The sequence below is a fragment of the Micromonospora sp. NPDC006431 genome (assembly GCF_042870725.1).
In the GTDB taxonomy this organism is placed as follows: domain Bacteria; phylum Actinomycetota; class Actinomycetes; order Mycobacteriales; family Micromonosporaceae; genus Micromonospora.
In genome coordinates this window covers 165,201-189,382 of the sequence record NZ_JBIAHQ010000003.1, presented here as the reverse complement: position 1 = coordinate 189,382, position 24,182 = coordinate 165,201, and the positions used below count along the sequence as shown (strand labels likewise).

At 71.6% G+C, this 24,182-nt stretch carries 21 protein-coding genes; 4 read left to right on the top strand and 17 right to left on the bottom strand.

Annotated elements, in window-relative coordinates; genetic code table 11:
- Nucleotides 1-184 precede the first annotated feature (184 nt).
- The 4 genes from ACFYM6_RS07295 to ACFYM6_RS07280 all read right to left on the bottom strand — a co-directional run bounded on the left by ACFYM6_RS07295 (nt 185) and on the right by ACFYM6_RS07280 (nt 5,971).
- The gene (locus tag ACFYM6_RS07295) at nt 185-1,999 is read right to left on the bottom strand and encodes a glycoside hydrolase family 13 protein (protein WP_387273144.1); all 1,815 of its coding nucleotides are present in this window, start codon (nt 1,997-1,999) and stop codon (nt 185-187) included.
- Between the two features lie 182 nt (nt 2,000-2,181).
- Complete coding sequence (locus ACFYM6_RS07290; protein WP_387273142.1) at nt 2,182-3,081, bottom strand: sugar ABC transporter permease; 900 nt, start codon at nt 3,079-3,081, stop codon at nt 2,182-2,184.
- Nucleotides 3,078-4,721, bottom strand: a complete 1,644-nt coding sequence (locus ACFYM6_RS07285; protein ID WP_387273140.1) for an ABC transporter permease subunit — start codon at nt 4,719-4,721, stop codon at nt 3,078-3,080. Before ACFYM6_RS07285 ends, ACFYM6_RS07290 begins: the two co-directional genes overlap by 4 nt.
- Nucleotides 4,721-5,971 (bottom strand): extracellular solute-binding protein, encoded by a 1,251-nt coding sequence (locus ACFYM6_RS07280; protein ID WP_387273138.1) that lies wholly within the window; start codon nt 5,969-5,971, stop codon nt 4,721-4,723. The genes ACFYM6_RS07285 and ACFYM6_RS07280 overlap by 1 nt, the downstream gene beginning before the upstream one ends.
- 197 nt (nt 5,972-6,168) lie before the next feature.
- On the opposite strand from ACFYM6_RS07280, the gene ACFYM6_RS07275 reads away from it, so the two are divergent.
- Both ACFYM6_RS07275 and ACFYM6_RS07270 read left to right on the top strand, forming a co-directional pair.
- Nucleotides 6,169-7,254 carry a LacI family DNA-binding transcriptional regulator gene (locus tag ACFYM6_RS07275; RefSeq protein WP_387273136.1) on the top strand — a complete coding sequence of 362 codons (1,086 nt, stop codon included), beginning with the start codon at nt 6,169-6,171 and terminating at the stop codon, nt 7,252-7,254.
- A gap of 235 nt (nt 7,255-7,489) precedes the next feature.
- The gene (locus tag ACFYM6_RS07270) at nt 7,490-9,124 is read left to right on the top strand and encodes a glycoside hydrolase family 13 protein (RefSeq protein WP_387273134.1); all 1,635 of its coding nucleotides are present in this window, start codon (nt 7,490-7,492) and stop codon (nt 9,122-9,124) included.
- Nucleotides 9,125-9,304: 180 nt separating this feature from the next.
- Here the strand turns inward: ACFYM6_RS07270 and ACFYM6_RS07265 are convergent, their stop codons facing one another.
- From ACFYM6_RS07265 to ACFYM6_RS07240, 6 genes are all read right to left on the bottom strand, one after another.
- Nucleotides 9,305-9,748 (bottom strand): hypothetical protein, encoded by a 444-nt coding sequence (locus tag ACFYM6_RS07265; protein WP_073839946.1) that lies wholly within the window; start codon nt 9,746-9,748, stop codon nt 9,305-9,307.
- Between the two features lie 144 nt (nt 9,749-9,892).
- Complete coding sequence (locus ACFYM6_RS07260; protein WP_387273132.1) at nt 9,893-10,261, bottom strand: GntR family transcriptional regulator; 369 nt, start codon at nt 10,259-10,261, stop codon at nt 9,893-9,895.
- Nucleotide 10,262: 1 nt separating this feature from the next.
- Nucleotides 10,263-11,198, bottom strand: coding sequence for a YhjD/YihY/BrkB family envelope integrity protein (locus tag ACFYM6_RS07255; RefSeq protein ID WP_387273130.1), 936 nt, complete (start codon nt 11,196-11,198; stop codon nt 10,263-10,265).
- A gap of 53 nt (nt 11,199-11,251) precedes the next feature.
- Nucleotides 11,252-11,797: a 2'-5' RNA ligase family protein gene (locus ACFYM6_RS07250; RefSeq protein WP_387273128.1), complete on the bottom strand. Its 546-nt coding sequence runs from the start codon at nt 11,795-11,797 to the stop codon at nt 11,252-11,254.
- A 60-nt stretch (nt 11,798-11,857) separates the two neighbouring features.
- Nucleotides 11,858-12,883 carry a tryptophan--tRNA ligase gene (trpS, locus tag ACFYM6_RS07245; protein WP_073839950.1) on the bottom strand — a complete coding sequence of 342 codons (1,026 nt, stop codon included), beginning with the start codon at nt 12,881-12,883 and terminating at the stop codon, nt 11,858-11,860.
- A gap of 33 nt (nt 12,884-12,916) precedes the next feature.
- Nucleotides 12,917-13,927 (bottom strand): hemolysin family protein, encoded by a 1,011-nt coding sequence (locus ACFYM6_RS07240; protein WP_387273126.1) that lies wholly within the window; start codon nt 13,925-13,927, stop codon nt 12,917-12,919.
- A gap of 173 nt (nt 13,928-14,100) precedes the next feature.
- Here ACFYM6_RS07240 and galE point away from each other — a divergent pair, with 173 nt between their 5' ends.
- Both galE and galK read left to right on the top strand, forming a co-directional pair.
- Nucleotides 14,101-15,084, top strand: coding sequence for a UDP-glucose 4-epimerase GalE (gene galE, locus ACFYM6_RS07235; RefSeq protein ID WP_387273124.1), 984 nt, complete (start codon nt 14,101-14,103; stop codon nt 15,082-15,084).
- Entirely contained in the window at nt 15,081-16,274 is a 1,194-nt protein-coding gene (gene galK, locus ACFYM6_RS07230) for a galactokinase (protein ID WP_387273122.1), read from the top strand. The genes galE and galK overlap by 4 nt, the downstream gene beginning before the upstream one ends.
- Before the next feature lie 278 nt (nt 16,275-16,552).
- Here the strand turns inward: galK and cysN are convergent, their stop codons facing one another.
- The 7 genes from cysN to glmU form a co-directional block, all read right to left on the bottom strand.
- Nucleotides 16,553-17,863, bottom strand: coding sequence for a sulfate adenylyltransferase subunit CysN (cysN, locus tag ACFYM6_RS07225; protein ID WP_387273121.1), 1,311 nt, complete (start codon nt 17,861-17,863; stop codon nt 16,553-16,555).
- Nucleotides 17,863-18,774, bottom strand: coding sequence for a sulfate adenylyltransferase subunit CysD (gene cysD, locus ACFYM6_RS07220; protein ID WP_387273119.1), 912 nt, complete (start codon nt 18,772-18,774; stop codon nt 17,863-17,865). The genes cysN and cysD overlap by 1 nt, the downstream gene beginning before the upstream one ends.
- A 75-nt stretch (nt 18,775-18,849) precedes the next feature.
- Complete coding sequence (locus ACFYM6_RS07215) at nt 18,850-19,683, bottom strand: inositol monophosphatase family protein (RefSeq protein WP_387273117.1); 834 nt, start codon at nt 19,681-19,683, stop codon at nt 18,850-18,852.
- A 92-nt stretch (nt 19,684-19,775) separates the two neighbouring features.
- Nucleotides 19,776-20,366: an aminoacyl-tRNA hydrolase gene (gene pth, locus ACFYM6_RS07210; RefSeq protein ID WP_387273115.1), complete on the bottom strand. Its 591-nt coding sequence runs from the start codon at nt 20,364-20,366 to the stop codon at nt 19,776-19,778.
- Nucleotides 20,367-20,584: 218 nt separating this feature from the next.
- Complete coding sequence (locus ACFYM6_RS07205) at nt 20,585-21,283, bottom strand: 50S ribosomal protein L25/general stress protein Ctc (RefSeq protein WP_387273113.1); 699 nt, start codon at nt 21,281-21,283, stop codon at nt 20,585-20,587.
- A 297-nt stretch (nt 21,284-21,580) separates the two neighbouring features.
- Nucleotides 21,581-22,561 (bottom strand): ribose-phosphate diphosphokinase, encoded by a 981-nt coding sequence (locus tag ACFYM6_RS07200; RefSeq protein WP_387273111.1) that lies wholly within the window; start codon nt 22,559-22,561, stop codon nt 21,581-21,583.
- A 53-nt stretch (nt 22,562-22,614) separates the two neighbouring features.
- The gene (glmU, locus tag ACFYM6_RS07195; protein WP_387273110.1) at nt 22,615-24,180 is read right to left on the bottom strand and encodes a bifunctional UDP-N-acetylglucosamine diphosphorylase/glucosamine-1-phosphate N-acetyltransferase GlmU; all 1,566 of its coding nucleotides are present in this window, start codon (nt 24,178-24,180) and stop codon (nt 22,615-22,617) included.
- Between the last annotated feature and the right edge of the window lie 2 nt (nt 24,181-24,182).

Sequence of the window (24,182 nt, the reverse complement as noted above, 5' to 3'; positions counted from 1 at the left end):
CCCCTTGTGGCCCGGGGGATGGTCGGGCCGGACCGTTCCAGGAACGGGCCGGCCCCGCTGCCCGGCCGACAGATCTCGACTCCCCCGCGAGCCAGAGCTATCACAGAGGTCGATACTCGCAGCCGTCGATCTATTGTGTCAATGAGCGATGATGCGGCAACCATGGGTGATGAGAGGGATTCCGTCAGCCGTTCAGCCGCCAGACCTGGAAGGTGGGGCCGTCGGCGGGCAGCGTCACCACGCCGTCGGCCGTGGGCCGCAGGGCGGGCGCGCCGCCGTACGCGTTCTCCCCGGCCGGCAGGCCGGCCAGCCGCACCGGGGTGCCGGCCGCGCGGCGGGCCAGCACCAGCACCGTGCCGGTGGGCGCCTCCCGCAGGAAGACCAGCGTGTCGGCGTCCGCGTGCAGCCAACGCAGGCCGCCGTGCCGCAGCGCCGGCTCGCCGCGGCGCAGCGCCAGCAACGACCGGTACGCCTCGAACGTGCGCCGGTCCCAGCTCTCCGGCCGGTGCCACGGCATCGGGGTACGCGACCCCTCCCCGTTCGTGCCGGTCAGCCCCAGCTCGTCGCCGGCGAAGACCACCGGGGTGCCCGGCATGGTGGCGAGCAGCCCGGCGGCCACCTCCTGCCGGGCCGCGTCACCGACCACCGTCCGGATCCGGGCCGAGTCGTGCGAGCCGAGCAGCTGCCACGAGTGCACGTACGACCGCCAGGAGATCAGCGACCGGTAGCTGTTCATGGTGGCGAGCACGGTGCCCGCGTCCCGCCGCCGCACCCCGCCCGGGGTGCCGAGGAAGTTCGGCAGCGGGTCGTCGCTGTGGCGCAGCCAGGACCAGACCGGGTCGGTGAAGCCGACGTAGTTCATCGTGCTGTGCCAGCCGTCCCGGTCCAGGTCGCCGGTGTGGTCGTGGCCGTGCTCGGCCAGCAGCAGCCCGTCCGCCCGGGTCTCGGCCACCACCTCACGCAGCAGGCGCGCCACCTCGTGGGTGTACGCGTCGGCGCCCCGCCGGCCGGTCATGTTCGCCACGTCCACCCGCCAGCCGTCCAGCCCGTACGGCGGGCGCAGCCAGCGGCGCAGCAGCGAGTCCTCGGCGGTGGCGAAGCGGCGGCGCAGCTCGGCGCTGCCCCAGTTGAGCTTCGGCAGCGACTTGACCCCGTTCCAGGACTCGTAGTCACCTGTCGCCTCGTCGAAGTAGTACAGCTCCCGCTCCGGGGCGCTGACGTCGGAGGCGGCGGCGGTGAACCAGTGGTGGGCGTCGCCGGTGTGGTTGCTGGTGATGTCGCCGAGCAGCCGCCAGCCCCGGGCGTGCACGGCGTCGGCCAGCCGGGCGAGGGCGGCGTCCCCGCCGAGCAGCGGGTCGACGGTGTCGAAGCTGGACGCGTCGTACCGGTGGTTGGAGCGGGCCGGGAAGATCGGGGTTAGGTAGACGGTGTTGACGCCGAGCCGGTCCAGGTGGTCCAGGTGCTCGGTGACGCCGTCCAGGTCACCGCCGTAGAACTGGCGCGGCGTCTCCGGCCCGCGCCCGATGACGGGGGTGTCCCAGTCGCAGGGGATCGCCCACTCCGGTGGGGTCCGGCCGTCGGCGGCGGCGGACCGGGCGAACCGGTCCGGGAAGATCTGGTAGATCACCGCGTCCCGGGCCCAGGCCGGCGGCGGAGCGTAGCTGACCAGCTTGAAGTCGCCGTGGTCCGGCACGTCGTGGTCGACCGGGCCGCCGGCGTTGAGCCAGCGGTAGCCCGCGCGCCCTTCGAGCAGGAACCGGTAGTTGCTGACCGGATTGCGGACCTCGACGTCGGCCCGCCACCACACGTCACCGCCCTCGGTGCGGTCGACCACGGCCTCGGCAAACCGCGGCTCGCCGTCGCCGGTGGTCCGGACGTGCACCTGGCGGACGTCGGTGCCGGCCGGCACCCGGACGAAGACCGGGACGCGCTGCCCGAGCGCGGGCTCCTGCTCGGGCACGTAGGTGGCGGATCCGTCGTGGTGCGGCTGGAGGGACATGGCGAACCTTTCGCGTCGTACCGACGGGGAGAGGGAGGGGTCGCCCGCCGCGGCCGGTTCCTTGACCGCGGCGGTCGTCCCGTGACTGCTCCGGTGTACGTCGACCCGACGCCCTTGCCGCAGCGTGCTTCGGAGTGGCACCACTTGCCTCGCGCACGATGGCGAGCGGCCACCTATCCGATTTATCCCTTGACCGCTCCGGCCGTCAGGCCGGAGACGATGTAGCGCTGGAGCAGTTGGAACACCAGCACCGTGGGAACCGCGGTGAGCAGGGTTCCCGCCGCGAACATCCCGAAGTTGTTGTTCCGCTCGCCGGCGACCAGACCGAACATGCCGACCGCCAGCGTCTTCGACTCGGTGTTCGTGAGGAACACGTTGGCGATCATGAACTCGTTGATCGTGCCGATGAACGACAGCAGCGCGGTCACCGCCAGGATCGGCGCCACCAGCGGCAGCATGATCCGAAAGAAGACCTGGGCGTGCGTGGCGCCGTCCATGGTGGCCGACTCGTCCAGCTCCCGCGGCAGGGTGTCGAAGAAGCCCTTCATCAGCCAGGTGTTCACGCCGAGCGCACCACCCATGTAAAGCAGGAAAAGGCCCCACGGGGTGTTGAAGCCGAGCGCCGGCCACAGGTCGGTGACCGTGGTGAAGATCAGGAAGATCGCCACGATCGCCAGGAACTGCGGGAACATCTGGATCAGCAGCAGCGTGAGCAGGCCGATCCGCCGGCCGGCGAAGCGCATCCGGGAGAACGCGTACGCCGCGAGCGCCGACAGGAAGATCGACACGAGGGCAGCCGTCCCGGCGATCAGCAGCGAGTTGAGGAACCAGTGGCCGAACGCGGTCTTCTGGAACAGGTTGCTGAAGTTCTCGAACGACGCCCCGGTCGGCAGCAACTCGGTCGAGGAGAGGGTGCCGAGCGGGTTGAGCGCCGCCGAGAGCACGAACAGGATCGGGAAGAGGCTGAACATCACCGCCAGCACGCCGACCACATGTCGCCAGCCCACCTGGGCGAACCAGCGGTTGCGCCGCCGGCCGGTGGCGTTGCGGTCGGCCACCGGGGCGTCCGCGAGCGTCGTCACGAGTACACCTCCTCCTGCTTACGGGTACGCCGGAAGCTGATCGCCGACACGGTCGCCACGATCGCGAAGATGAAGATCGAGACTGCAGCGGCCATCCCGAACTCGGCGCCCTGGGCGCCGAAGGCCAGCCGGTAGGTGTAGGTGATGAGCAGGTCGGTCGCGCCGTTGGTGGGGTTGTCCGGCGCGAACGGGCCACCCTCGGTGGTCATCCAGATCGCGTTGATGTTGTTGAAGTTGTACGCGAACGACGCGATCAGCAGCGGCGAGAGCGCGACCAGCAGCAGCGGCAGGGTGACCGCCCGGAACGACTGCCAGGGCGAGGCGCCGTCGACCGAGGTGGCCTCGGTCAGTTCCCGGGGGATCGCCTGGAGCGCGCCGGTGGCCACCAGGAACATGTACGGATAGCCCAGCCAGAGCTGCACCAGCAGCACCGCGGCCCGCGCCGTCCAGGCCTCGCCGAACCAGTCGACGCCGAGGCCGAAGAGGTTGTTGACCAGGCCGAAGTCGGTGTTGAACATGTCCCGCCAGACCAGCAGCATCGCGAACGACGGCATGGCGTACGGCAGGATCAGCAGCACCCGGTAGAAGTTGGTGCCGCGCATCCGGGGCGAGTGCAGGGCGAGCGCGATGGCCATGCCGAGCAGGAAGGTGAGCCCGGTCGAGCCGATCGCGAAGGCGAAGTTCCAGAGCAGCGTGCCGAAGAACGGGCCGGAGATGTTGGGGTCGGTCAGCACCCGGCTGAAGTTCTTCAACCCCACGTTGACCTTCCAGCCCTGGGCCAGCCGTTCGCCGTCGGCGGCCACGAACGAGCCGCTCGCCGCGTCGGCGGTCCAGGTCTTGCCGGTCTCGCTGTCCTTCACGCAGTCGCAGCCCTCGTCGTACGCCCGGATGGCCTTGCCCTCGTAGGCGCGGGTGAGGCCGTTGGAGCGGATGGCGCCGCCGGAGGTGGGCACCACCAGGGCGGTGATGGCGTCGCTGCGGCCACTGGCCTGACCGATGTTCAGCACGGTGTAGCCGTCGGCGGCGGTGACCTTGCCGCTGAGGTTGCTGACGGTCACCTGCCCGGCGTCGAGCTTGCGCAGCCCGTTCGCGTCACCCGCGAAGACCTCCTTGGTCTTCGGGTCGCTGAGCAGGAAGACCAGCGCACCGGTCTCGGGGTCGCCCTTGGTGGCGATGGAGAGGGCGTACTCGGTGGAGCCCGGAACCTGCTTCACCGAGGAACTCTGGATGGCGACGATCGCGTCGTCCTTGCTGCCGCGGTGGCCGTCGCCGAAGTTCGTGAACGCGGTGCTCGCGGTGTAGAGCACTGGGAAGACCTGGAAGGCGATCAGGAAGAGCGTGCCGGGGACCAGGTACTTGGTCGGGACGTGCCGGCGGCCGAGGTAGAGGTAGAACAGACCAGCGGTGGTGATCGCCAGGATCGCCAGCCCGATCCAGTGCTCGGCCTCGATCAGCGGGAACGCCGCCCAGATCGCGATGCCGGCCACCAGGCCGAGCAGGATCACCTTGACGAGGAGGCCGGTCGCGGTGATCGGCACGTGGTTCCGCGCGGTACGGGACGGGCGCGGGAGCCCGCGGCGAACGGGCTCCCGGCCCGGAGCCTGCGTGGCAGGCTCCGGGCCGGACAGCGACGTGCTCATTACTTGATCTGACCCGCGATGGTCTTGCCGGCGGCGGTGATCGTCTGCGCCGGGTCGGCGCCACCGATGACGGCGGCCTCCGCCTTGCCGAACGGGTCCCAGATCGCGGCCATGGCCGGGATCGCCGGGAGCACCTGGCCGTTCTTACCGGCCTCCTGGAACTTGGCCAGGTCCGGGTCCTCGCCCTTGACCTGGTCGAAGGCGGCGGTCAGCGCCGGCGGGCGCGGCTCGGCCTTGTACAGCGCGACGGCCAGCTCGGGCTTGGTCACGTAGTTGGTGACGAACTCCTGGGCCAGGGCCTTGTTCTTGCCCTTGGCGGCGACGTAGAACGCCTGGACACCCACGAACGGCTGGGCCTCCTTGCCACCGGCGAAGCCGGGGACCGGGGAGATGTCGTACTTGATGTTGGCCTTCTTGGCGTCGGCGATGGCCCACGGGCCGGAGACCAGGTACGCGCATTTCTTGCCGGTGAAGGTGGCGATGGAGTTCTCGCCGGTGATCGAACGCTTGAGCGCCCCCTCGCCCTTCTCACCCAGCTTCGCGATCTTCTGGAAGGCCGCGATCGACTCCGGCTTGCCGACGCCCAGGTCCTTGGGGTCGTAGTCGCCGTTGGCCGCGGTGCCGAACAGGTAGCCGCCGCCGGAGGTGTACAGCGGGTAGATGTGGTACGCGTCGCCGTTCTGGCCGGACTGGAGGCAGAGGATCTCGCTGGCCTTCTTCTGGGCCTTGAGCTGCTTACCGGTGGCGACCAGCTCCTCGATCGTCTTCGGCGCCTCGGGGGCCAGCTCGGTGTTGCGGATCAGCGCGACGTTCTCGGTGGCGTAGGGGACGCCGTAGAGCTGGCCGTTGAAGGTGACAGCCTTGACCGCGGTCTCGTTGAACGCGCTCTTCTGCTCGGCGCCGAGCTGCACCGGGTCGATGGCACCGTTCTGGACCAGGTTGCCGATCCAGTCGTGCGCGCCGACGACGACGTCCGGGCCGCTGCCCTGCTGCGAGGCGGTGACGAAGTTGGTCTGCAGGTCCTTGGAGACGGCCTGGACCTCGACGGTGACCCCGTTCTCCTTGCCGAACTCCTCGGCGAACGGCTTGAGGGCCGCGGTCCGCTTGTCGTCGGCCCAGATGACCAGCTTGCCGCCCGCCGCCTTGGCGGACTCCTTGGCGGCCGGCTTGTCGCCGTCACTGCCACCGCAGCCCGAGGCGGCGAGCGCCAGGCCGAGGACAGCGACCACACCCGCGGTACGGATGCGCATCGGTACTCCTGTCGTCATGGCGGCCCGCCGGGGGAAGGGCGGCCCGCCAGTGGAAACCTCTGAAATTTCTTGCTGACCGGCGCTGGGTGCCGCGCCGCTGCTGTCGCGTGTTGCGGGGACGTTAGCAAGGCGTTGCAGAGAATGGAAGGTATTGCAGGAGTGTACGCAAGAACTTTCCCGTGAGCTAAAGTGCCGCCATGCGCGCTCGACTGTCCGACATCGCCCAACAGGCCGAAGTCAGCGAGGCCACGGTGTCGCGGGTGCTCAACGACCGCCCGGGAGTGGCCCCGGAGACCCGGCAGGCCGTCCTCACCGCCCTCGACGTGCTCGGGTACGAGCGCCCCGCCCGGCTGCGCAAGCGCAGCGCCGGCCTGGTCGGCCTGGTCGTGCCGGAGCTGGACAACCCGATCTTCCCGGCCTTCGCCCAGATCATCGAGTCCACTCTGGCGCAGAGCGGCTTCACCCCGGTGCTCTGCACCCAGACCCCCGGCGGCGTCACCGAGGACGAGTACGTCGAGATGCTGCTGGACCGGCAGGTGTCCGGGATCGTCTTCGTCTCCGGCCTGCACGCCGACACCGCCGCCAACCACGATCGGTACCGCGCGCTGATCGCCCGACCGCTGCCGATCGTCATGATCAACGGGTACGCGCCCGGCATCGCGGCACCCTTCGTCTCCTGCGACGACGGGGAGGCCACCGAGCTGGCCATCGCCCACCTGGTCGCGCTCGGCCACCGGCGGATCGGCCTGATCACCGGCCCGGACCGCTTCGTGCCGGTGCAGCGCCGGGTGGCCCGCTTCCGGACGGCCCTGACCCGGCTCGCCGGCGCGACCGAGGTGGAGGTCGGGGAACTGGCCGAACTCTCCCTCTTCGGCGTCGAGGGCGGGGAGGCCGCCGCCGGCCGGCTGATCGAGCGCGGGGTGACCGGCATCGTCTGCGGGTCCGACCTGATGGCGCTCGGCGCGATCCGGGCCGCCCGCCAGCGCGGGCTCGCCGTCCCCGACGACGTCTCCGTGGTCGGTTACGACGACTCCCCGCTGATGGCCTTCACCGACCCGCCACTGACGACCATGCGCCAGCCGGTCGCCGCCATGGCGGTGGCCGCGGTCCGGGCCCTGGTCGACGAGATCAACGGGCATCCCGCCCCGCACTCCGAATACCTGTTCCGCCCCGAGCTGGTGGTACGCGGCTCCACCGCCGTGGTCCGCCCGGCCGACGCCGCTCCGGACAGCGGACCCGGGCGCCAGCGTCCGCCGACCTCCTCCCTCGCCGTCCCGGCCTGACCCGCCGAGCGCGCGGCGGTGACCCGACGCCACCAGGTCGGCGAGGTGGCGCGATCCCGGCCGGCGAACACCGCCACTTCGGCGAACCGGAGTGGATCACGAACTGTTGTCATTTCTTGCGCAAGGAATGCTTGACTCTTGCAGCGCTCGGGCGGCATCCTGCTCAGACACCGCGCCGTCACCCACACCGCGCGGGGTGTTGCCCTCCCGCGACAGAGAACGGGGATCGTCACCGATGACCGCCGCCACCAACCCCACGCCGCTGACCTCCGACGACGACTGGTGGCGATCCGCGGTCGTCTACCAGGTCTACGTCCGCAGCTTCGCAGACGCCAACGGCGACGGCGTGGGCGACCTCCAGGGCATCCGGGAGCGCCTGCCGTACCTGCGCGACCTCGGCGTCGACGCGCTCTGGCTGACGCCGTTCTACACCTCGCCGCAGGTGGACGCCGGCTACGACGTGGCCGACTACCGGGACGTGGACCGGCTCTTCGGCACCCTCACCGACTTCGACGCGATGATCACCGACGCGCACGCCCTGGGCCTGCGCATCATCGTGGACCTGGTACCCAACCACACGTCCAGCGCGCACCCGTGGTTCCAGGCGGCGCTCGCAGCCGGCCCCGGTTCGACCGAGCGCGAGCGCTACCTGTTCGCCGAGGGCCAGGGCGAGGCGGGTGAGCTGCCGCCGAACGACTGGGAGAGCATCTTCGGCGGTCCCGCCTGGACCCGGGTCGCCGACGGCCAGTGGTACCTGCACCTGTTCGACCCGGCCCAGCCCGACCTGAACTGGCGCCACCCCGAGGTACGCGCCGAGTTCGAGGACATCCTGCGGTTCTGGCTCGACCGGGGCGTGGACGGCTTCCGGATCGACGTGGCGCACGGGATGATCAAGGCCGAGGGGCTGCCGGACGTCGGCTTCAACTCGATGACCACCGGCCAGCGCCAGTCCGAACTGCTGGGCAAGGGCCGGCTGCCGTACTTCGACCAGGACGAGGTGCACGACATCTACCGCGCCTGGCGGCCGATCCTGGACAGCTACCCGGGCAGCCGGATGGCGGTGGCCGAGGCATGGGCGGAGACCCCGCAGCGCCTCGCCCGCTACATCGGCCCGGACGAGCTGCACCAGGCGTTCAGCTTCGACTTCCTCGACGCCACCTGGTCGGCCGACTCGTTCCGCAAGGTGATCGACACCGCGCTCGCCGAGTCGACCATCGTCGGCGCGCCGACCACCTGGGTCCTCTCCAACCACGACCGGCAGCGGCACGTCACCCGGTACGGCGACGGGGAGGCCGGCCTGCGCCGCGCTCGGGCCGCCGCCCTGCTGATGCTCTCCCTGCCCGGCTGCGCGTACGTCTACCAGGGCGAGGAACTGGGCCTGCCCGAGGTGCTGGACCTCCCCGACGAGCTGCGCCAGGATCCGGCGTTCCTGCGTACCGGCGAGAGCCGGGACGGCTGCCGGGTGCCGATCCCGTGGAGCGGCGAGCTGGCCCCGTACGGCTTCGGGCCGGCCGGCAGCGAGCTGAGCTGGCTGCCGGCGCCGACGACCTGGCGGGCCCTGTCGGTGGCCGCCCAGACCGGGGTGCCCGGCTCGACGCTGGAGCTCTACCGGGCGGCCCTGCGGATCCGGCACGAGCACCCGGCGCTGGCCGGCACCGACGGCATCACCTGGCTGGAGACCGAGCCCGGGGTGCTGGCGTTCCGCCGTACCGCCGGGGACGCCGAGTTCACCTGTGTGATCAACATCAGTGGCGCCGAGGTCACGGTCGCCGGCCACGGCCGGCCGATCGTCGCCAGCGCCGACCTCACCGAGCAGGGCGACGGGCACGTCCTGCCGGTGGACGCGGCTGCGTGGTTCGAACGGCGCTGAGCCGGGTAACCCGCCATTGACCTGGTCGTCCGTTGTGCTCCACGCCGACGGGCGGCTGGGCTACCGACCCCTTGTGGTGGGGGGTGAGGTGGCGCCGGCGCCTCGGGGAGTCCGCTCCCCGAGGCGTCGGTGTCCATCTGGGACGCCACACTCGACCACGCACCGCGCCGGTGAGCGGGGTCAGTCCCCCTTGCTGGTGAGCAGCTCGGCGATCCGGGCGAAACCGGCCCGCACCTCGTCCCGGCTGGGCGGGGTCACCGGCTCGGCCGCCGGCTCCTGCTCGGCGGCGAGCTCCAGCTCCTCGTCGATGGTGTCCTCGAAGTCGCCGTAGAGGTCCGCCTGGTCGACCTGGGCCGTCTCTTCCTCGGCGGCGAGCTGGGACGCCGCGATCTCGCCGCGGATCTCCTCGGCGGTCAGCGCCGGCAGCAGCGGTTCGACCACCGCCATCAGCTGCTCCTCGGCCACCACCGCCTCGGCCAAGGCGAGCGCGTGTGGCCGCTCGTACGGGCCGCAGACCACCGGTTCCCACTCGTCGGCGTCGCCGAGCGGGCCGAAGGTGATGATCCACGGCAGGCCGAGCATCGGCGAGTCGTCCGGCAGGTCGAGTGTCACGAGTGCGCCCACCGGCTCATCATGGTCGCTCCCGCCCGGCAGATCCGCGCAGATTCACGGAAAGTGTGGTCTCCGCACGTCGGGAGGCCCCATTTCCCCGGAAAGTGAGCGGATCCCGGTCGAGCCCGCGGCGGCCCTGCGCGGGGTCCGCCGGCGTCAGGCCGGGTGGGTGGCGTCGAGGGCGGCGCGGACCAGAGCCAGGGCCCGGTCCGGTGGGACGCCCAGTCGGACCGCCTCGGCGGCGTACTCGGTGGCGGCGCGGTGCAGGCGGTCGGCGGCGTCGTCGCGCCCCGGTGCCACCACGGTCCCGTGCCGCCCCCGGGTCTCCACCAGCCCGGCCCCCTCCAGCTCCCGGTACGCCCGGGCCACGGTGTTCACCGCCAGACCCAGGTCGCCAGCGAGCTGCCGGACCGCGGGCAGCCGGGTGCCGACCGGCAACCGGCCGTCACCGATCATCCCGGCGAGCTGCCCGCGCACCTGCTCGTACGGGGGCACCGCCGAGCCCGGGTCGATCCGGATCCGCATCTCAGCCCGCTCCTCCCGGCGTACCCGGCTCGGGCACCTCGTCGGCCTCCACGTCCACCTCCCGGGCGGCGCCGCCCTCGGCCAGGTCCACCACCCGGCCGTACCGGCTGGTGGCGGCCAACGCCGCGCCGAAGAGCACCAACTGGTTGAGCAGGTAGAGGTAGAGCAGCAGCCCCACCGCGGTGGCCACCACCGTGTACGCCGGATTCCGCTCGGTGCGCATCACGTAGTAGCGGCCGACCGTGTTCAGCAGGGTGATGCCGACGGCGACCGCCAGCACCACCGGCCGCAGCCGGCGACGGCTCATCCGCAGCCGGGGCACCGCCACCAGCAGCGCCACCGCCAGCACCGCGTTGATCACGACGCTGAGCACGGCGCTCACCGTGGTCAGCCCGACCGACCCGGTGCTGCGCAGCAGGAAGCGCAGCAGCGACTCCAGCGCGTCGACGGCGGCGACCGAGATGCCGAGCATCACGAAGACCACCACCAGCACGCCCAGGTCGACCAGCCGGCGGACCACCAGATTGCCGGGCTGCTGGTTGAAGCCGTACATCAGCCGTTGCGAGGAGCGGATCGCCTCCACCCAGCCGATCCCGGTGACGACCAGGATGACCAGGCCGACCACCCCGACCGTGCCGCTGCTCTGTGCGATCTGGTCCGGCTTGAGGAACGGCAGATTCTCCCGGAGGAAATTCGCCGCCGCCCTGCTGACCTCGTCGTTGTCCTCGAGGATCGCGCCGAAGATCCAGTATCCGACCAGGGCCAGCGCGAAGACCGCGAAGAAGCCGTAGTAGGCGATCGCGGCCGCGAGCCGCCCGCCGAGCACCTCGGCGTAGAGCGCCCCGGCCCGCCACAGGTGGTCGAAGGCCGGCAGCCGGTGCCGGGCCACGTCGATCCGGCGACCCACCGCCGCCTCGATCCGGCCGAGCACGTTCACCACGTCATCCTCACCGATCCCCGGCCCGGTGGCGGGCCGGCCACCCGTTCAGCTCAACCGCCCAACCGGAAGTCGCGGCGGGGCTGCCACCGGGTCGCCCCGCTGTGCGAGAAGAGGGTGAACCCCTCCACCTCGAACAGCGCCGAGAAGTCGGCCAGATCCTCGTACACCTTGTCGAGCACCTCGGGCGGGACGTCCTGGGCCACCGTGACGTGCGGGTGGTACGGGAAGCGCGCCTCCCGGTGCAGCTCGGGGGCCGCGTTGATGGCGGCGGCGAGCAGCTCGCACTCGCTGATCCCGGCCGCCACCGCCACGAAGACCACCTGGGTGACCGGGCGGAAGGTGCCGGTGCCCCGCAGGTGCAGGGTGAACGGCAGGTGGGTGGCGGCCACCCGGGCCAGGTGCGCCTCGACCGCCGGCAGCGCGCGTACCGGGATCTCGGTCGGCCCGAGCAGGGTGACGTGGGCCGGGACGGCCTGCGGGTCACCGGCCTCGATCCGGCGGCGGGTGAGCATCCCGCCCCACGGCTCGGGGATGTCCACCGCGATCCCGATCTGGATGGAGTCGTCGGCGTCCGGCGCCCCGTCCCTGCGATCCACGCTCCGCGCCACCCCTCCGGCCACCGACTGCGTCCACCCGTTCCCGTCGCGCCCGGGCCGCTACTCGAAGCGGACCGGGGGGAAGAACCCGATCCGCTCGTACGCCGTCCGCAGCGTCGCCGCGGCGACCGCCCGGGCCTTCTCGGCGCCCTGGGCGAGCAGCTTGTCGAGCTGCGCCGGGTCGTCCAGGTAGCCGCGGGTGCGCTCCTGGATCGGAGTGACGAACTCCCGGACCACCTCGGCCAGGTCCTTCTTGAGGTCGCCGTAGCCCTTGCCGTCGTAGGCGGCGACCAGATCGTCGATGCTGCGCCCGGAGAGCGCCGAGTAGATGGAGAGCAGGTTGGCGATGCCCGGCTTGCCCTCGGCGTCGAAGACGATCTCGCGGCCGGTGTCGGTGACCGCGGAGCGGATCTTCTTGGCCGAGCGGGCCGGATCCTCCAGCAGGTCGATGATGCCGGCCGGCGAGGAGGACGACTTCGACATCTTGGCCGTCGGGTCCTGCAGGTCGGTGATCTTCGCGGTGTCCTTGACGATGTGCGGCGCGGGCACCGTGAAGGTCGGGCCGAACAGCGTGTTGAACCGCTGGGCCAGGTCGCGGGAGAGTTCCAGGTGCTGCCGCTGGTCCTCGCCGACCGGCACCGCGTGCGCCTGGTAGAGCAGGATGTCGGCGGCCTGGAGGATCGGGTACGTGAAGAGGCCGACGCTGGCCCGCTCGTTGCCCTGCTTCTGCGACTTGTCCTTGAACTGCGTCATCCGGCTGGCCTCGCCGAAGCCGGTGATGCAGCCCAGCACCCAGGCCAGCTGCGGGTGCTCGGGCACCTGCGACTGGACGAAGAGGGTGCTGCGCTCCGGGTCGATCCCGACGGCGAAGAGCTGCGCGGCGGCGATCCGGGAGCGCTGCTTGAGCACCTTCGGGTCGTGCCCGGCGGTGATCGCGTGCAGGTCGACCACGCAGTAGAAGGCGTCGTGGCTGTCCTGCAGGGCCACCCAGTGCCGCACCGCACCCAGATAGTTGCCGAGGTGGAACGAGTCGGCCGTCGGCTGGATGCCGGAGAAGACGCGGGGGCGGGCGGGTACGTCGGACATGCCGGCAATTCTGTCAGCAAGGCCCGGCGTACGTCATGACGGGCCGGCGGGTCGGCGCTCGGCGGGCGCGACCGGGGTCGGGACCTCACGCCGCTGCTCGGGCAGCCGCGCGGCGGAGACCGCGAGCCGGGACACCCGCCGCCCGTCCAGCGCGAGCACCCGCAGCAGCCAGCCGCCCGGCGGGTCGTCCGGGTCGGGCCCGCCCGGGGCCACCGGCACCTCGTCCCCAGCCACCGGCAGCCGGCCCAGGACGGCCATCACGAACCCGCCGACCGTCTCGTACGGCCCCGCGGGCAGCGGCACCCCGGTGCGCTCGGCGAAGTCGGCCAGGTTGAGCCGGCCGTCGACCACCGCGGGCAGGCCGGCGTGAGCCGGGTCGGGTGGGCCGTCGGACTCGTCGTGGATCTCCCCGACCAACTCCTCGACCAGGTCCTCGCACGTGACGATGCCGGCGGTGCCGCCGTACTCGTCGACCACCACGGCCAGGTGATGCCCCTCCCGGCGCATCTCGGTGAGCGCGGCCAGCACCCGCTTGCTGCCGGGCAACCGCTTCACCTCGCGGATCAGCTCACCGACCGTGCCGTGGCGCTCGCGCTCGGGGCGGAGCAGCACGTCGCGCAGGTGCACGAAGCCGACCACGTCGTCGTGGGTGCCGTCGACCACCGGGTAGCGGGTGTGGGTCTCGACCCGGACCAGCCGCTCCGCCTCAGCGACGGTGAGCCCGGCGGACAGGAACACCACTTCGGTGCGCGGCACCATCACCTCGCGGACCAGGCGCGCCCCGGCCACCAGCACCTCGTCGATGATCCGCCGCTCGTCCGGGTCGAGCACCGTGTTGGCGGCGACCAGGTCGCGCAGTTCGGCCTCGCTGATCCGCTCGCGGCCGGCCGTCGGGCTGGCCCCGAGCAGGTCGGTCACCAGGCGGGTGGCGCCGTCGGCGGCGCGGACCACGAGCCGGGCCACGGTGCGCGCGAGTGGGCCGGGCTCGCGTCGCGGTCGCCCCGGAGGTCGTCGCCGGGGCCCGCGGCCGCCTGCCTCCCGCATGACAAGGATGGTAGACAGCGGGCAACCGGGCAGCGGGGGCAATGTTCGGATCTGTTCAATCATGGCGGGTCATGGTGGAATGACAGAAAGCCATGCGCAGCCACGGCCCAACCGGCGGCCTTAGGGTGATCACGGACGGCCGCCACGGGACGCGGCCAGGCAGGAGGACCGACGTGAAACTGCTCGTCACCGGCGGCGCCGGCTACATCGGCAGCGTGGTGACCCGGATGCTGCTGGACCACGGCCACGAGGTGACCGTCCTGGACGACCTGCGCACCGGCCACCGAGCAGCTCTCGCCCCCGAGGCCACCCACGTCGACCTGCCGGTCCACGAGGTCGCCCGGGTGCTCACCCCGGACGCCGGCTTCGACGGCGTGCTGCACTTCGCCGCGCTGATCGCCGCCGGCGAGTCGATGGTCAAGCCGGAGCTCTACTGGGCGACCAACACCGTCGGCTCGCTCGCCCTGATCGACGCGGCCCGCGCCGCCCGGCTGCGCCGGCTGGTCTTCTCCTCCACCGCCGCCGTCTACGGCAACCCGAGCGAGGTGCCCATCCCGGAGACCGCCGTGAAGGCCCCCACCAACACGTACGGGGCGACCAAGCTGGCCGTCGACATGGCGCTCACCTCCGAGGCGATCGCGCACAACCTGGCCGCCGTCTCGCTGCGCTACTTCAACGTCGCCGGGGCGTACCTGCACGACGGGCAGGCCATCGGCGAACGGCACGACCCGGAGACCCACCTCATCCCGCTCGCCCTCGACGTGGCGGCCGGCCGGCGCGAGAAGCTCCAGCTCTTCGGCGACGACTACCCCACCGTCGACGGCACCTGCATCCGGGACTACATCCACGTCGAGGACCTGGCCCGGGCGCACCTGCTGGCGCTGACCGCCGCCGTCCCCGGCCGGCACCTGATCTACAACCTTGGCAACGGCAACGGCTTCACCAACCGCCAGGTGATCGAGGTGGTCCGCGAGGTCACCGGCCAGCCCGTACCGGTCGAGGTGGCCCCCCGCCGCGAGGGTGACCCGGCCGAGCTGGTCGCCTCCTCCGCGCTGGCCCGCGAGGAACTGGGCTGGATGCCGCAGAAGCCCACCCTGCACGACATGGTCGGCGACGCCTGGGCCTTCTACCGGGCGCACGTCCTGGGACAGCGGTGACCACCGCGACCCCCACCACCGCCACCGCGCCGTCCGGCGACGTCGCCGCCCGCGCCACCGCCGGCTTCCGGCAGCGGTACGACGCGGAGCCGGCCGGCCGCTGGGCGGCACCCGGTCGGGTCAACCTGATCGGCGAGCACACCGACTACAACGAGGGCTTCGTGCTCCCGTTCGCGCTGCCGCTGCGTACCGTGGTCGCCGCGGCCCCGCGGGACGACGAACGCTGGACGGTCTGGTCGGAGCTGGCCGACGAGCCGGTCGAGTTCGGCCCGGCCGAGGCCGACGAGCCCGGCCGGGTCACCGGCTGGGCCGCCTACGTGGCCGGGGTGCTCTGGGCGCTGCGGGCCGCCGGCCACCGGGTGCCGGGGGCCCGGCTCGCCGTCGCCTCCGACGTGCCGGTCGGCTCCGGGCTCTCCTCGTCGGCGGCCGTCGAGGCGGCGGTGCTGGCCGCCCTGGTCGAGCTGGGCGGGCTGGACCTGCCGGCCGACCGGTGGCCGCGGCTGGCCCAGCGGGCCGAGAACGACTACGTCGGGGCGCCCACCGGGATCATGGACCAGTCCGCCGTGATCCGCGGGCGCCCGGGGCACACCCTCTTCCTGGACTGTCGCACCGAAGACGTCGAACAGATCCCCTTCGACCTGGCGGCGGCCGGACTGGCCATGCTGGTGGTGGACAGCCGGGCCCCGCACCGGCACGCCGACGGCGAGTACGCCGCCCGCCGCGCGTCGTGCGAGCGGGCGGCGCGGACCCTCGGGGTGCCGGCCCTGCGCGACGTGGCCGTCGCCGACCTCGACGCGGCGCTGGCGAAGCTGCCCGACGAGGAGACCCGACGACGGGTCCGGCACGTCGTCACCGAGGACCAGCGGGTGCTCGACACGGTCGCGCTGCTGCGCGCCGGCCGGGTACCCGACATCGGCCCCCTGCTGACCGCCTCGCACGCCTCGATGCGCGACGACTTCGAGATCACCGTGCCGGAGGTGGACACCGCGGTCGAGGCGGCCCTCGCCGCCGGGGCGTACGGCGCCCGGATGACCGGCGGCGGCTTCGGCGGCTGCGTGCTCGCCCTGGTCGACGCCGACCGCGCACCGGCGGTCGCCGACGCCGTCACCGCCGCGTACGCCGAGCGCGGCTTCGCCGCCCCTGGCACCCTGACCGCCCTCCCGGTCGGCGGCGCCACCCGCCTCGATTGAGGAGAGTCCGGCCGGCGGCGTGGCCACCCTGCTGCTGATCCCGGTGGGCGCGGTGCTGGCGTTCCGGCTCTGGCGGCAGCTCCGCCGCCGGGCCGGCATGGCATTCCGCCGCCTCGCCTACACCATCTGACCCCACCTCACCCCCCGCACCCCACTCGAACCCCCACCCCGCGCCGACCCGGCGTTGATCAAGAAGTTTGCGCCTCAAGCGAAGATCGACCTTGACGCAAACCTCTTGATCAACCCGGCGAATGGGGGCCGGCCGGGGTGGGGTGGGGTCAGCTGGCTTCGACGATCATGCCGGCGCCGACCGTCCGGTTGGTGGTCTCGTCGATGATGACGAAACCGCCGGTGGTGCGGTTGCGGCGGTACTCGTCGGCGAGCAGCGGCACCGTGGTGCGCAGCCGCACCCGGCCGATCTCGTTGAGCTTCAGCTCGCCGGCCGCCTCGTCGCGGTGCAACGAGTTGATGTCCAACCGGTAGTGCAGCCCGCGCACGATCGCCCGCGCGGAGCGGGTGGTGTGCTTGATCGCGTACTTGCCGCCGACCTGCAGCGGGCGGGTCTCATCCATCCAGCAGACCATCGCCTCGATTTCCTGCGCGACCGCCGGGGCGTTGTTCGGCCGGCAGATCATGTCGCCGCGCGAGATGTCGATCTCGTCGCTCAGCCGGACCGTCACCGACATCGGCGGGAACGCCTCGTTCACCGGGCCGTCGGCCGTCTCCACCGAAGCGATCCGGCTGGTGAAGCCGGACGGCAGCACCATCACCTCGTCGCCGGGCTTGAGCACCCCGGAGGCCACCTGACCCGCGTAGCCGCGGTAGTCGGTGACGGTGGTGGACTGTGGCCGGATCACGTACTGCACCGGGAAGCGCACATCGACCAGGTTGCGGTCGGAGGCGATGTGCACCCGCTCCAGGTGGTGCAGCAGCGACGACCCCTCGTACCAGGGCATGTTCTCCGAGCGAGCGACGATGTTGTCGCCCTTCAGCGCGGAGATCGGCACCACGGTCAGGTCCGGCACGTCGAGCTTCGCGGCGAACGCGGTGAACTCGTCGGCGATCCGCTCGAACACCTCCTGCGACCAGTCGACCAGGTCCATCTTGTTGACGCAGAGGACCAGGTGCGGCACGCGCAGCAGCGAGCAGAGGAACGCGTGCCGGCGGGACTGCTCCACCAGGCCCTTGCGCGCGTCCACCAGGATCAGCGCCAGGTCGGCGGTGGAGGCACCGGTGACCATGTTCCGGGTGTACTGGATGTGCCCCGGGGTGTCGGCGATGATGAACTTCCGCCGCGGCGTGGCGAAGTAGCGGTACGCCACGTCGATGGTGATGCCCTGCTCCCGCTCGGCCCGCAGGCCGTCGGTGAGCAGCGCCAGGTTGGTGTATTCGTCGCCCCGGGCCGCGCTGACCGCCTCGACGGCGGCGAGCTGGTCGGTGAAGAGCGACTTCGTGTCGTACAGCAGGCGGCCGATCAGGGTCGACTTGCCGTCGTCGACGCTGCCCGCGGTGGCGAACCGCAGCAGGTCCATCTGCCGGGCCTCCGGCCCGGGAGCCGTCGCGTCCGGTGCCAGCGTCTCCGCGCTCATCAGAAGTAGCCCTCCCGCTTGCGGTCCTCCATGGCGGCCTCGCTGACCCGGTCGTCGCCGCGGGTCGCACCGCGCTCGGTGATCCGGGTGGCGGCCACCTCCTCGATCACCTTCTCCACCGTGTCCGCCTCCGAGCGGACCGCCGCGGTGCAGGAGGCATCACCCACGGTCCGGTAGCGCACCTGGGCCTTGAACGAATCCTCACCGGCGCGTGCCCGGAAGAACTCGTTGACCGCGTAGAGCATGCCGTCCCGCTCGATCACCTCACGCTCGTGCGCGTAGTAGATCGACGGCAGCGGGATCCGCTCCCGGGCGATGTAGTGCCAGACGTCCAGCTCGGTCCAGTTGGACAGCGGGAACACCCGGATCGACTCGCCCGGGTGGTGCCGACCGTTGTAGAGCGCCCACAACTCCGGGCGCTGGTTCTTCGGATCCCACTGGCCGAACTCGTCGCGGAAGCTGAACACGCGCTCCTTGGCCCGGGCCTTCTCCTCGTCCCGGCGGGCACCGCCGAAGAGCGCGTCGAAGCGGTGCTTCTCCACCGCGTCGAGCAGCACCGGCGTCTGGATCCGGTTGCGCATCCCGTCCGCCGACTCGCGGACCAGCCCCTTGGCCAGCGCCTCGGGCACGCTGGCCACGACGAGCTGCAGGCCGAGCTCGGCGACCCGCTGGTCCCGGTATTCCAGGACCTCAGGGAAGTTGTGCCCGGTGTCCACGTGCATCACCGGGAACGGGATGTTGGCCGGGGCGAACGCCTTCTGGGCCAACCGGAGCATCACGATCGAATCCTTGCCGCCGGAGAAGAGCAGCACCGGCCGCTCCATCTCGGCGACGACCTCGCGCATCACGAAGATGCTCTCCGCCTCCAGCGCGTCGATGTGGGAGACCCGGTACGCGGCCGGGGCCGTCATGACACGAACTCGATTCGCTCAGATCCGCACATCGGGATTCCAGACCTTTCCGGTCGGACTCATGAAGAACTCAGGCTACCCGGAATGCCGCTGCAACGCTGCAAGCAACCGGCTGGCGAGATCCTTGCGACAAACCAGCAGGTCGGGCAGGCGCGGGTCGGCCTCGTTGTATTTCAGCGCAGAACCGTCGATCCGGGAAGCGTGCAGGCCGGTGGCCGTCGCCACAGCGACCGGAGCAGCAGAATCCCACTCGTACTGGCCGCCGGCGTGGATGTACGCGTCGACCTCCCCCGTGACCACCGCGGCGATCTTCGCCCCCGCCGAGCCCATCGGAACGAGATGAGCGCCGACGTCCTCTGCCAGATCGGTCAGAAAAACCGGCGGACGACTACGACTCGCCGCCAACCGGATGGTCCGCCCGCCGCCCGACGTGGCCGCCTCCAACGTCATCGGCGGGTACGCCGGCGGGTAGTCCGTGGCCAGCACCCGATGCTGCGCCGGCAACCCCACCGCGCCCGCCACCAAGCCGTGCGGCATCGGCGCGCTCCGCGCCCAGAGCGCCACGTGCACCGCCCAGTCCGACCGGCCGTCCTCCGAGAACTCGCGGGTGCCGTCCAGCGGATCGATGATCCACACCCGGTCCGCGTTCAGCCGCGACACCGCCTCGGAGCTCACCTCCGCCGTCCAGGCCAGCCGCGAACCCTCGTCCTCCTCCGACAGCACCGCGTCGCCCGGACGCCACTTCGCCAGCTCGGTACGGATCAGGTCGTGCGAGACCTTGTCCCCGGCCGACTTCAACGCCCCGGGATCGGCGAAGCCCATCTCCGCGCGCAGGTTCATCAGCGCCTGCCCGGCCCGCGCCGCCAACCACCGGGCGAAGGCACTGTCGATCATCGGAGGATTAGCCATCTTCTCCCGCTCCCGTCGCAGGCATCCGCCACGTCAGAAAGGCGCAGACTACCGGCCCCGACCAGCCGAACCCGGTACGCCCCGCCCGGCACTCAGACGCCGTGATAGAGGTTCTGCGTCGGCTCCACCCCGCGGGTGACCACCGACTCCACCACGTCCGCCGCCCGGTCCACCAGGAACTCCAACTCCTTGCGTTCCAGCGAGGAGAAGTCCGACAACACGTAGTCTGCCGGGTCCTGCCGCCCCGGCGGCCGGCCGATGCCGAACCGCACCCGTACGTAGTCCTTCGTGCCCAGCGACTTCGACATCGACCGCAGGCCGTTGTGCCCGCCCTCGCCGCCGCCGCACTTCACCCGCAGCTGCCCGTACGGGATGTCCAACTCGTCGTGCACGGCGATCACCCGCCCCGGCGGGATCTTGTGGAACTGCGCCAGCGCGACCACCGGCCCGCCGGAAAGATTCATGTACGTCAGCGGCTTCACCAGCACCAGCTTCGGGCCGCCGAACCCCAGGCGCCCCTCGGCGGCCTCCGCCACCGCCCGCTTGTGCCGGCCGAACTTCGCGCCCAACCGGCCGGCCAGCAGGTCCGCCACCATGAAGCCGACGTTGTGCCGGTTGCCCGCGTACTCCCGACCGGGGTTGCCCAGGCCGACCACCAGCCACGGCCCCGCCTCGTCCGTCACGCCACGTCCCTTCCGCTCCTACCACGACGACTCCAGCCCGGCGCGTCACCGACCCGCCACCGCCCGGAGCCGTCGAGCGACAACACCCGCTCGGCGCGTCTGCCAGCGCGCCACGACCCGACGCCGTCGCGCGCGAAGCCGCCACCCGGCGGCCGGCTCCGATACAGCGACAGGCGCCCCCGAACCCGGGGACGCCTGTCGCACAGCCTGCGGACCGATCAGGCCTCGGTCCGCTGCTCCTCGGCCGGAGCCTCCGCGCCCTCGGCGGCCGGAGCGCCCTCGGGAGCCTCAGCGGTCTCCTCGCCGACCTCAGCCTCAGCCTCAGCCTCGGCCTCCTCGACCTCGGGCAGGGTGGCCTCGAGCTGCTCGGCGGTCGGGGCGGCGGTCACCGTGGCGACCGGCAGCTCCGGGTCCGCGGCCAGCTCGACACCGGCCGGCAGCTTGACGTCGGCGGCAGTGACCTGGACGCCCGGCTGGGCGCCCTCGATCGAGGCCTCCAGGTGGTCCGGCACCCGGGTGGCATCGGCGGTCACCGACAGGGTGTCGTGGTCGTGCACGATCAGGGTGTCCTGCGCGGCCTCACCGGTCAGCTCGACCGGCACCTCCACGGTGACCTTCTCGCCACGGCGGACCAGCAGCAGGTCGACGTGCTCGAAGGTGTCCTTGATCGGGTCACGCTGGATCGCCTTCGGCAGCGCCAGCACCTGAGTGCCGTCGCTGACCTCGATCGCGAAGAGCTGGTTCGCACCGCCCTTGCGGATCGCGGCGGCGAACTCGCGCGCCGGAAGCGCGATGTGCTTCGGCTTCTCGCCGTGGCCGTACAGCACGGCGGGCACCTTGCCGGCCCGGCGGGTACGACGGGCACCACCCTTGCCGAACTCGGTGCGGGGCTCGGCGCTGATCTTTACCTCGGACACGGGGAAACTCCTGATGCTTTTCGCTGCGGCGGCTTGTCGTCTTGCGGTGCTGGGGCGAGGGGCTCGCTGGGGCTCATGCGTCTAGTCGACTGCCCGGAGCACCGCGTCGATGACGGCGCCTCCGTGCGGTGCTTTTCAGCGGCCCGCCGGGCACCCTCGCCGTGGCAACCGCACCAGTCTACCCGAGCCGTTTCCCAGCAATCCGGCAGTCCCCATATCACCGTTCCGACGGGCCCGCAGGGCAACCGGCACACCGCCGGCGACCGTCCGCGACGACCGCCGGGCGGCGGCGATGGGTCAGCTCAGGCCACCGAACAGGGTGGTCACCGACCCGTCGTCGAAGACCTCTCGGATCGCCCGGGCCAGCAGCGGCGCGATCGACAGTTCGGTGATCTTGTCGAGCTGCTTCTCCGGCGGCAGCGGCAGCGTGTTGGTCACCACGACCTCGCTGATCGGGCTGTTCTTCAGCCGCTCCGTCGCCGGGTCCGACAGCAACGCGTGGGTCGAGGCGACCACGATCTCCGCCGCGCCGGACTCCTTCAGGATGTCGGCGGCCTTGGTGATCGTGCCACCCGTGTCGATCATGTCGTCGACGATCAGGCAGACCCGACCCTCGACCTCACCGACCACCCGGTTCGCCACCACCTGATTCGGCTTCAGCGGATCCCGCGTCTTGTGGATGAACGCCAGCGGGCAGCCACCCAGCCGGTCCGTCCACCGCTCGGCCACCCGCACCCGGCCCGAGTCCGGCGCCACCACCGTCATCGGGCGGCCCGCGTACTTGTGCTCCACGTACTCGGCCAGCACGTCCATCGCGAACAGGTGATCCACCGGGCCGTCGAAGAAGCCCTGGATCTGCGCGGTGTGCAGGTCGACCGTCAGGATCCGGTTCGCACCCGCGGTCTTCAGCAGGTCGGCCACCAGCCGCGCCGAGATCGGCTCCCGGCCCCGGTGCTTCTTGTCCTGACGCGAGTACGGGTAGTACGGCAGCACCACCGTGATCCGCTTGGCCGAACCGCGCTTCAGCGCGTCCACCATGATCAGGGTCTCCATGACCCAGGTGTTGACCCCGTGCGTCACGGACTGCACCACGAAGGCGTCCGAACCGCGCACCGAGTCCTTGTACCGTACGAAGAGCTCACCGTTGGCGAACTCGTACGAGTCGGTGGGCGTCGGCGCGACGCCGAGCACCTCACCGATCTCCTTGGCCAGCTCCGGAAAGCCACGTCCGGAGAAGAGCATCAGGCTCTTGCGGTTTTCGGCGACGATGCTGCCCATGGGCCCGTCTGCTCCCGTTTGTCGGTGGTTCCCGGCGGCGGTGGAGCCGGGGACTATTCGGTTGCAGTATCCCCCGCGTTAACCGGTCCTCCCACGGTCTCCGGCCCCTCGTGGATTGGCTCACCTTCCCTTGCGGGCGAGGCCGTACCCGACGCATCCTCACGGGCCCGCTGCGCCGCCTCCGCGGCCGCCGTACCGGCACGCTTGCGCAGCACCCAGCCCTCCACGTTGCGCTGCTGGCCCCGGGCCACCGCCATCGCGCCCGGCGGCACGTCCGAGACGATCACCGAGCCCGCCGCCGTGTACGCGCCGTCACCCACCCGCACCGGCGCGACGAACATGTTGTCCGCCCCGGTACGCGCATGACTGCCGATCGTCGTGTGGTGCTTGCGTACCCCGTCGTAGTTCACGAAGACCGACGCCGCGCCGATGTTGCTGTGCTCGCCGATCGTCGCGTCCCCCACGTACGACAGGTGCGGCACCTTGGAGCCCTCGCCGATCGTGGCCTTCTTGGTCTCCACGAACGTGCCGACCTTCGCCTTGCGGGCCAGCCGCGACTGCGGCCGCAGGTACGCGTACGGCCCGACGCTGGCCTGCGGGCCGACCTCGGCACCCACCGCGTGGCTGCGCACCACGCTCGCGCCCGCGCCGACCGTGGTGTCGACCAGCGTCGTGTCCGGGCCGACCAGCGCACCCGTCCCGACCACCGTCGCACCCTGGAGCTGGGTGTTCTGGTCGATCACCGCGTCCCGCTCGACGGTCACCGTCACGTCGATCCAGGTGGTGTGCGGGTCGAGGATGCTCACGCCGGTGCGCATCCAGCCCTCGTTCACCCGGTCTCGCAGCAGCCGGCGCAGCCCGGCCAGCTCGACCCGGTCGTTGCAGCCCAGCGTCTCCACATGGTCGGGGGCGCAGTGCACCGCCACCGGCTCCCCGGCGTCCCGCAGCAACCCGAAGACGTCGGTCAGGTACTCCTCGCCCTGGTCGTTGTCGGTGGAGAGCTTGCCCAGCGCCTCCCGCAGCCGCACCACGTCGAACGCGTAGATGCCGGCGTTGATCTCCCGCAGCCCGCGCTGCTCCGCGGTGGCGTCGCGCTCCTCGACGATCTGCGCCAGCCGCCCCGCGGCGTCCCGCACGATCCGGCCCAGCCCGGTCGGGTCGGGCACCTCGGCGGCGAGCACCGTCGCCGCCGCGCCGGCGCTCTCGTGCGCCTCGACCAGGGCCGCCACGGTCTCCGGCCGCAGCAGCGGCACGTCGCCGTTGATGACCACGACCGTGCCGGTGGCCTCGGCGACGGCGTCCAGCGCGATGCGTACCGCGTGGCCGGTGCCGAGCTGCCGCTCCTGGAGCACCGGGGTGGTCTCCGAGGCGATCTCAGCCAGGTGCGCCCGGACCTGCTCGGCACCGTGCCCGACCACCACCACCGTGCGATCCGCGCGCAGCGGCTCGGCCGCCGCCAGCACGTGTCCGAGGAGGGTACGACCGAGCAGCGGGTGCAGCACCTTAGGCAGGGCCGACTTCATCCGCTTGCCCTCACCGGCGGCGAGCACGACAACGGTGCGGAGGCGGGGCTGGGACACTAGTGGCTCCCGTCGGGACGGCGACAGTCTCGCGGCCATGC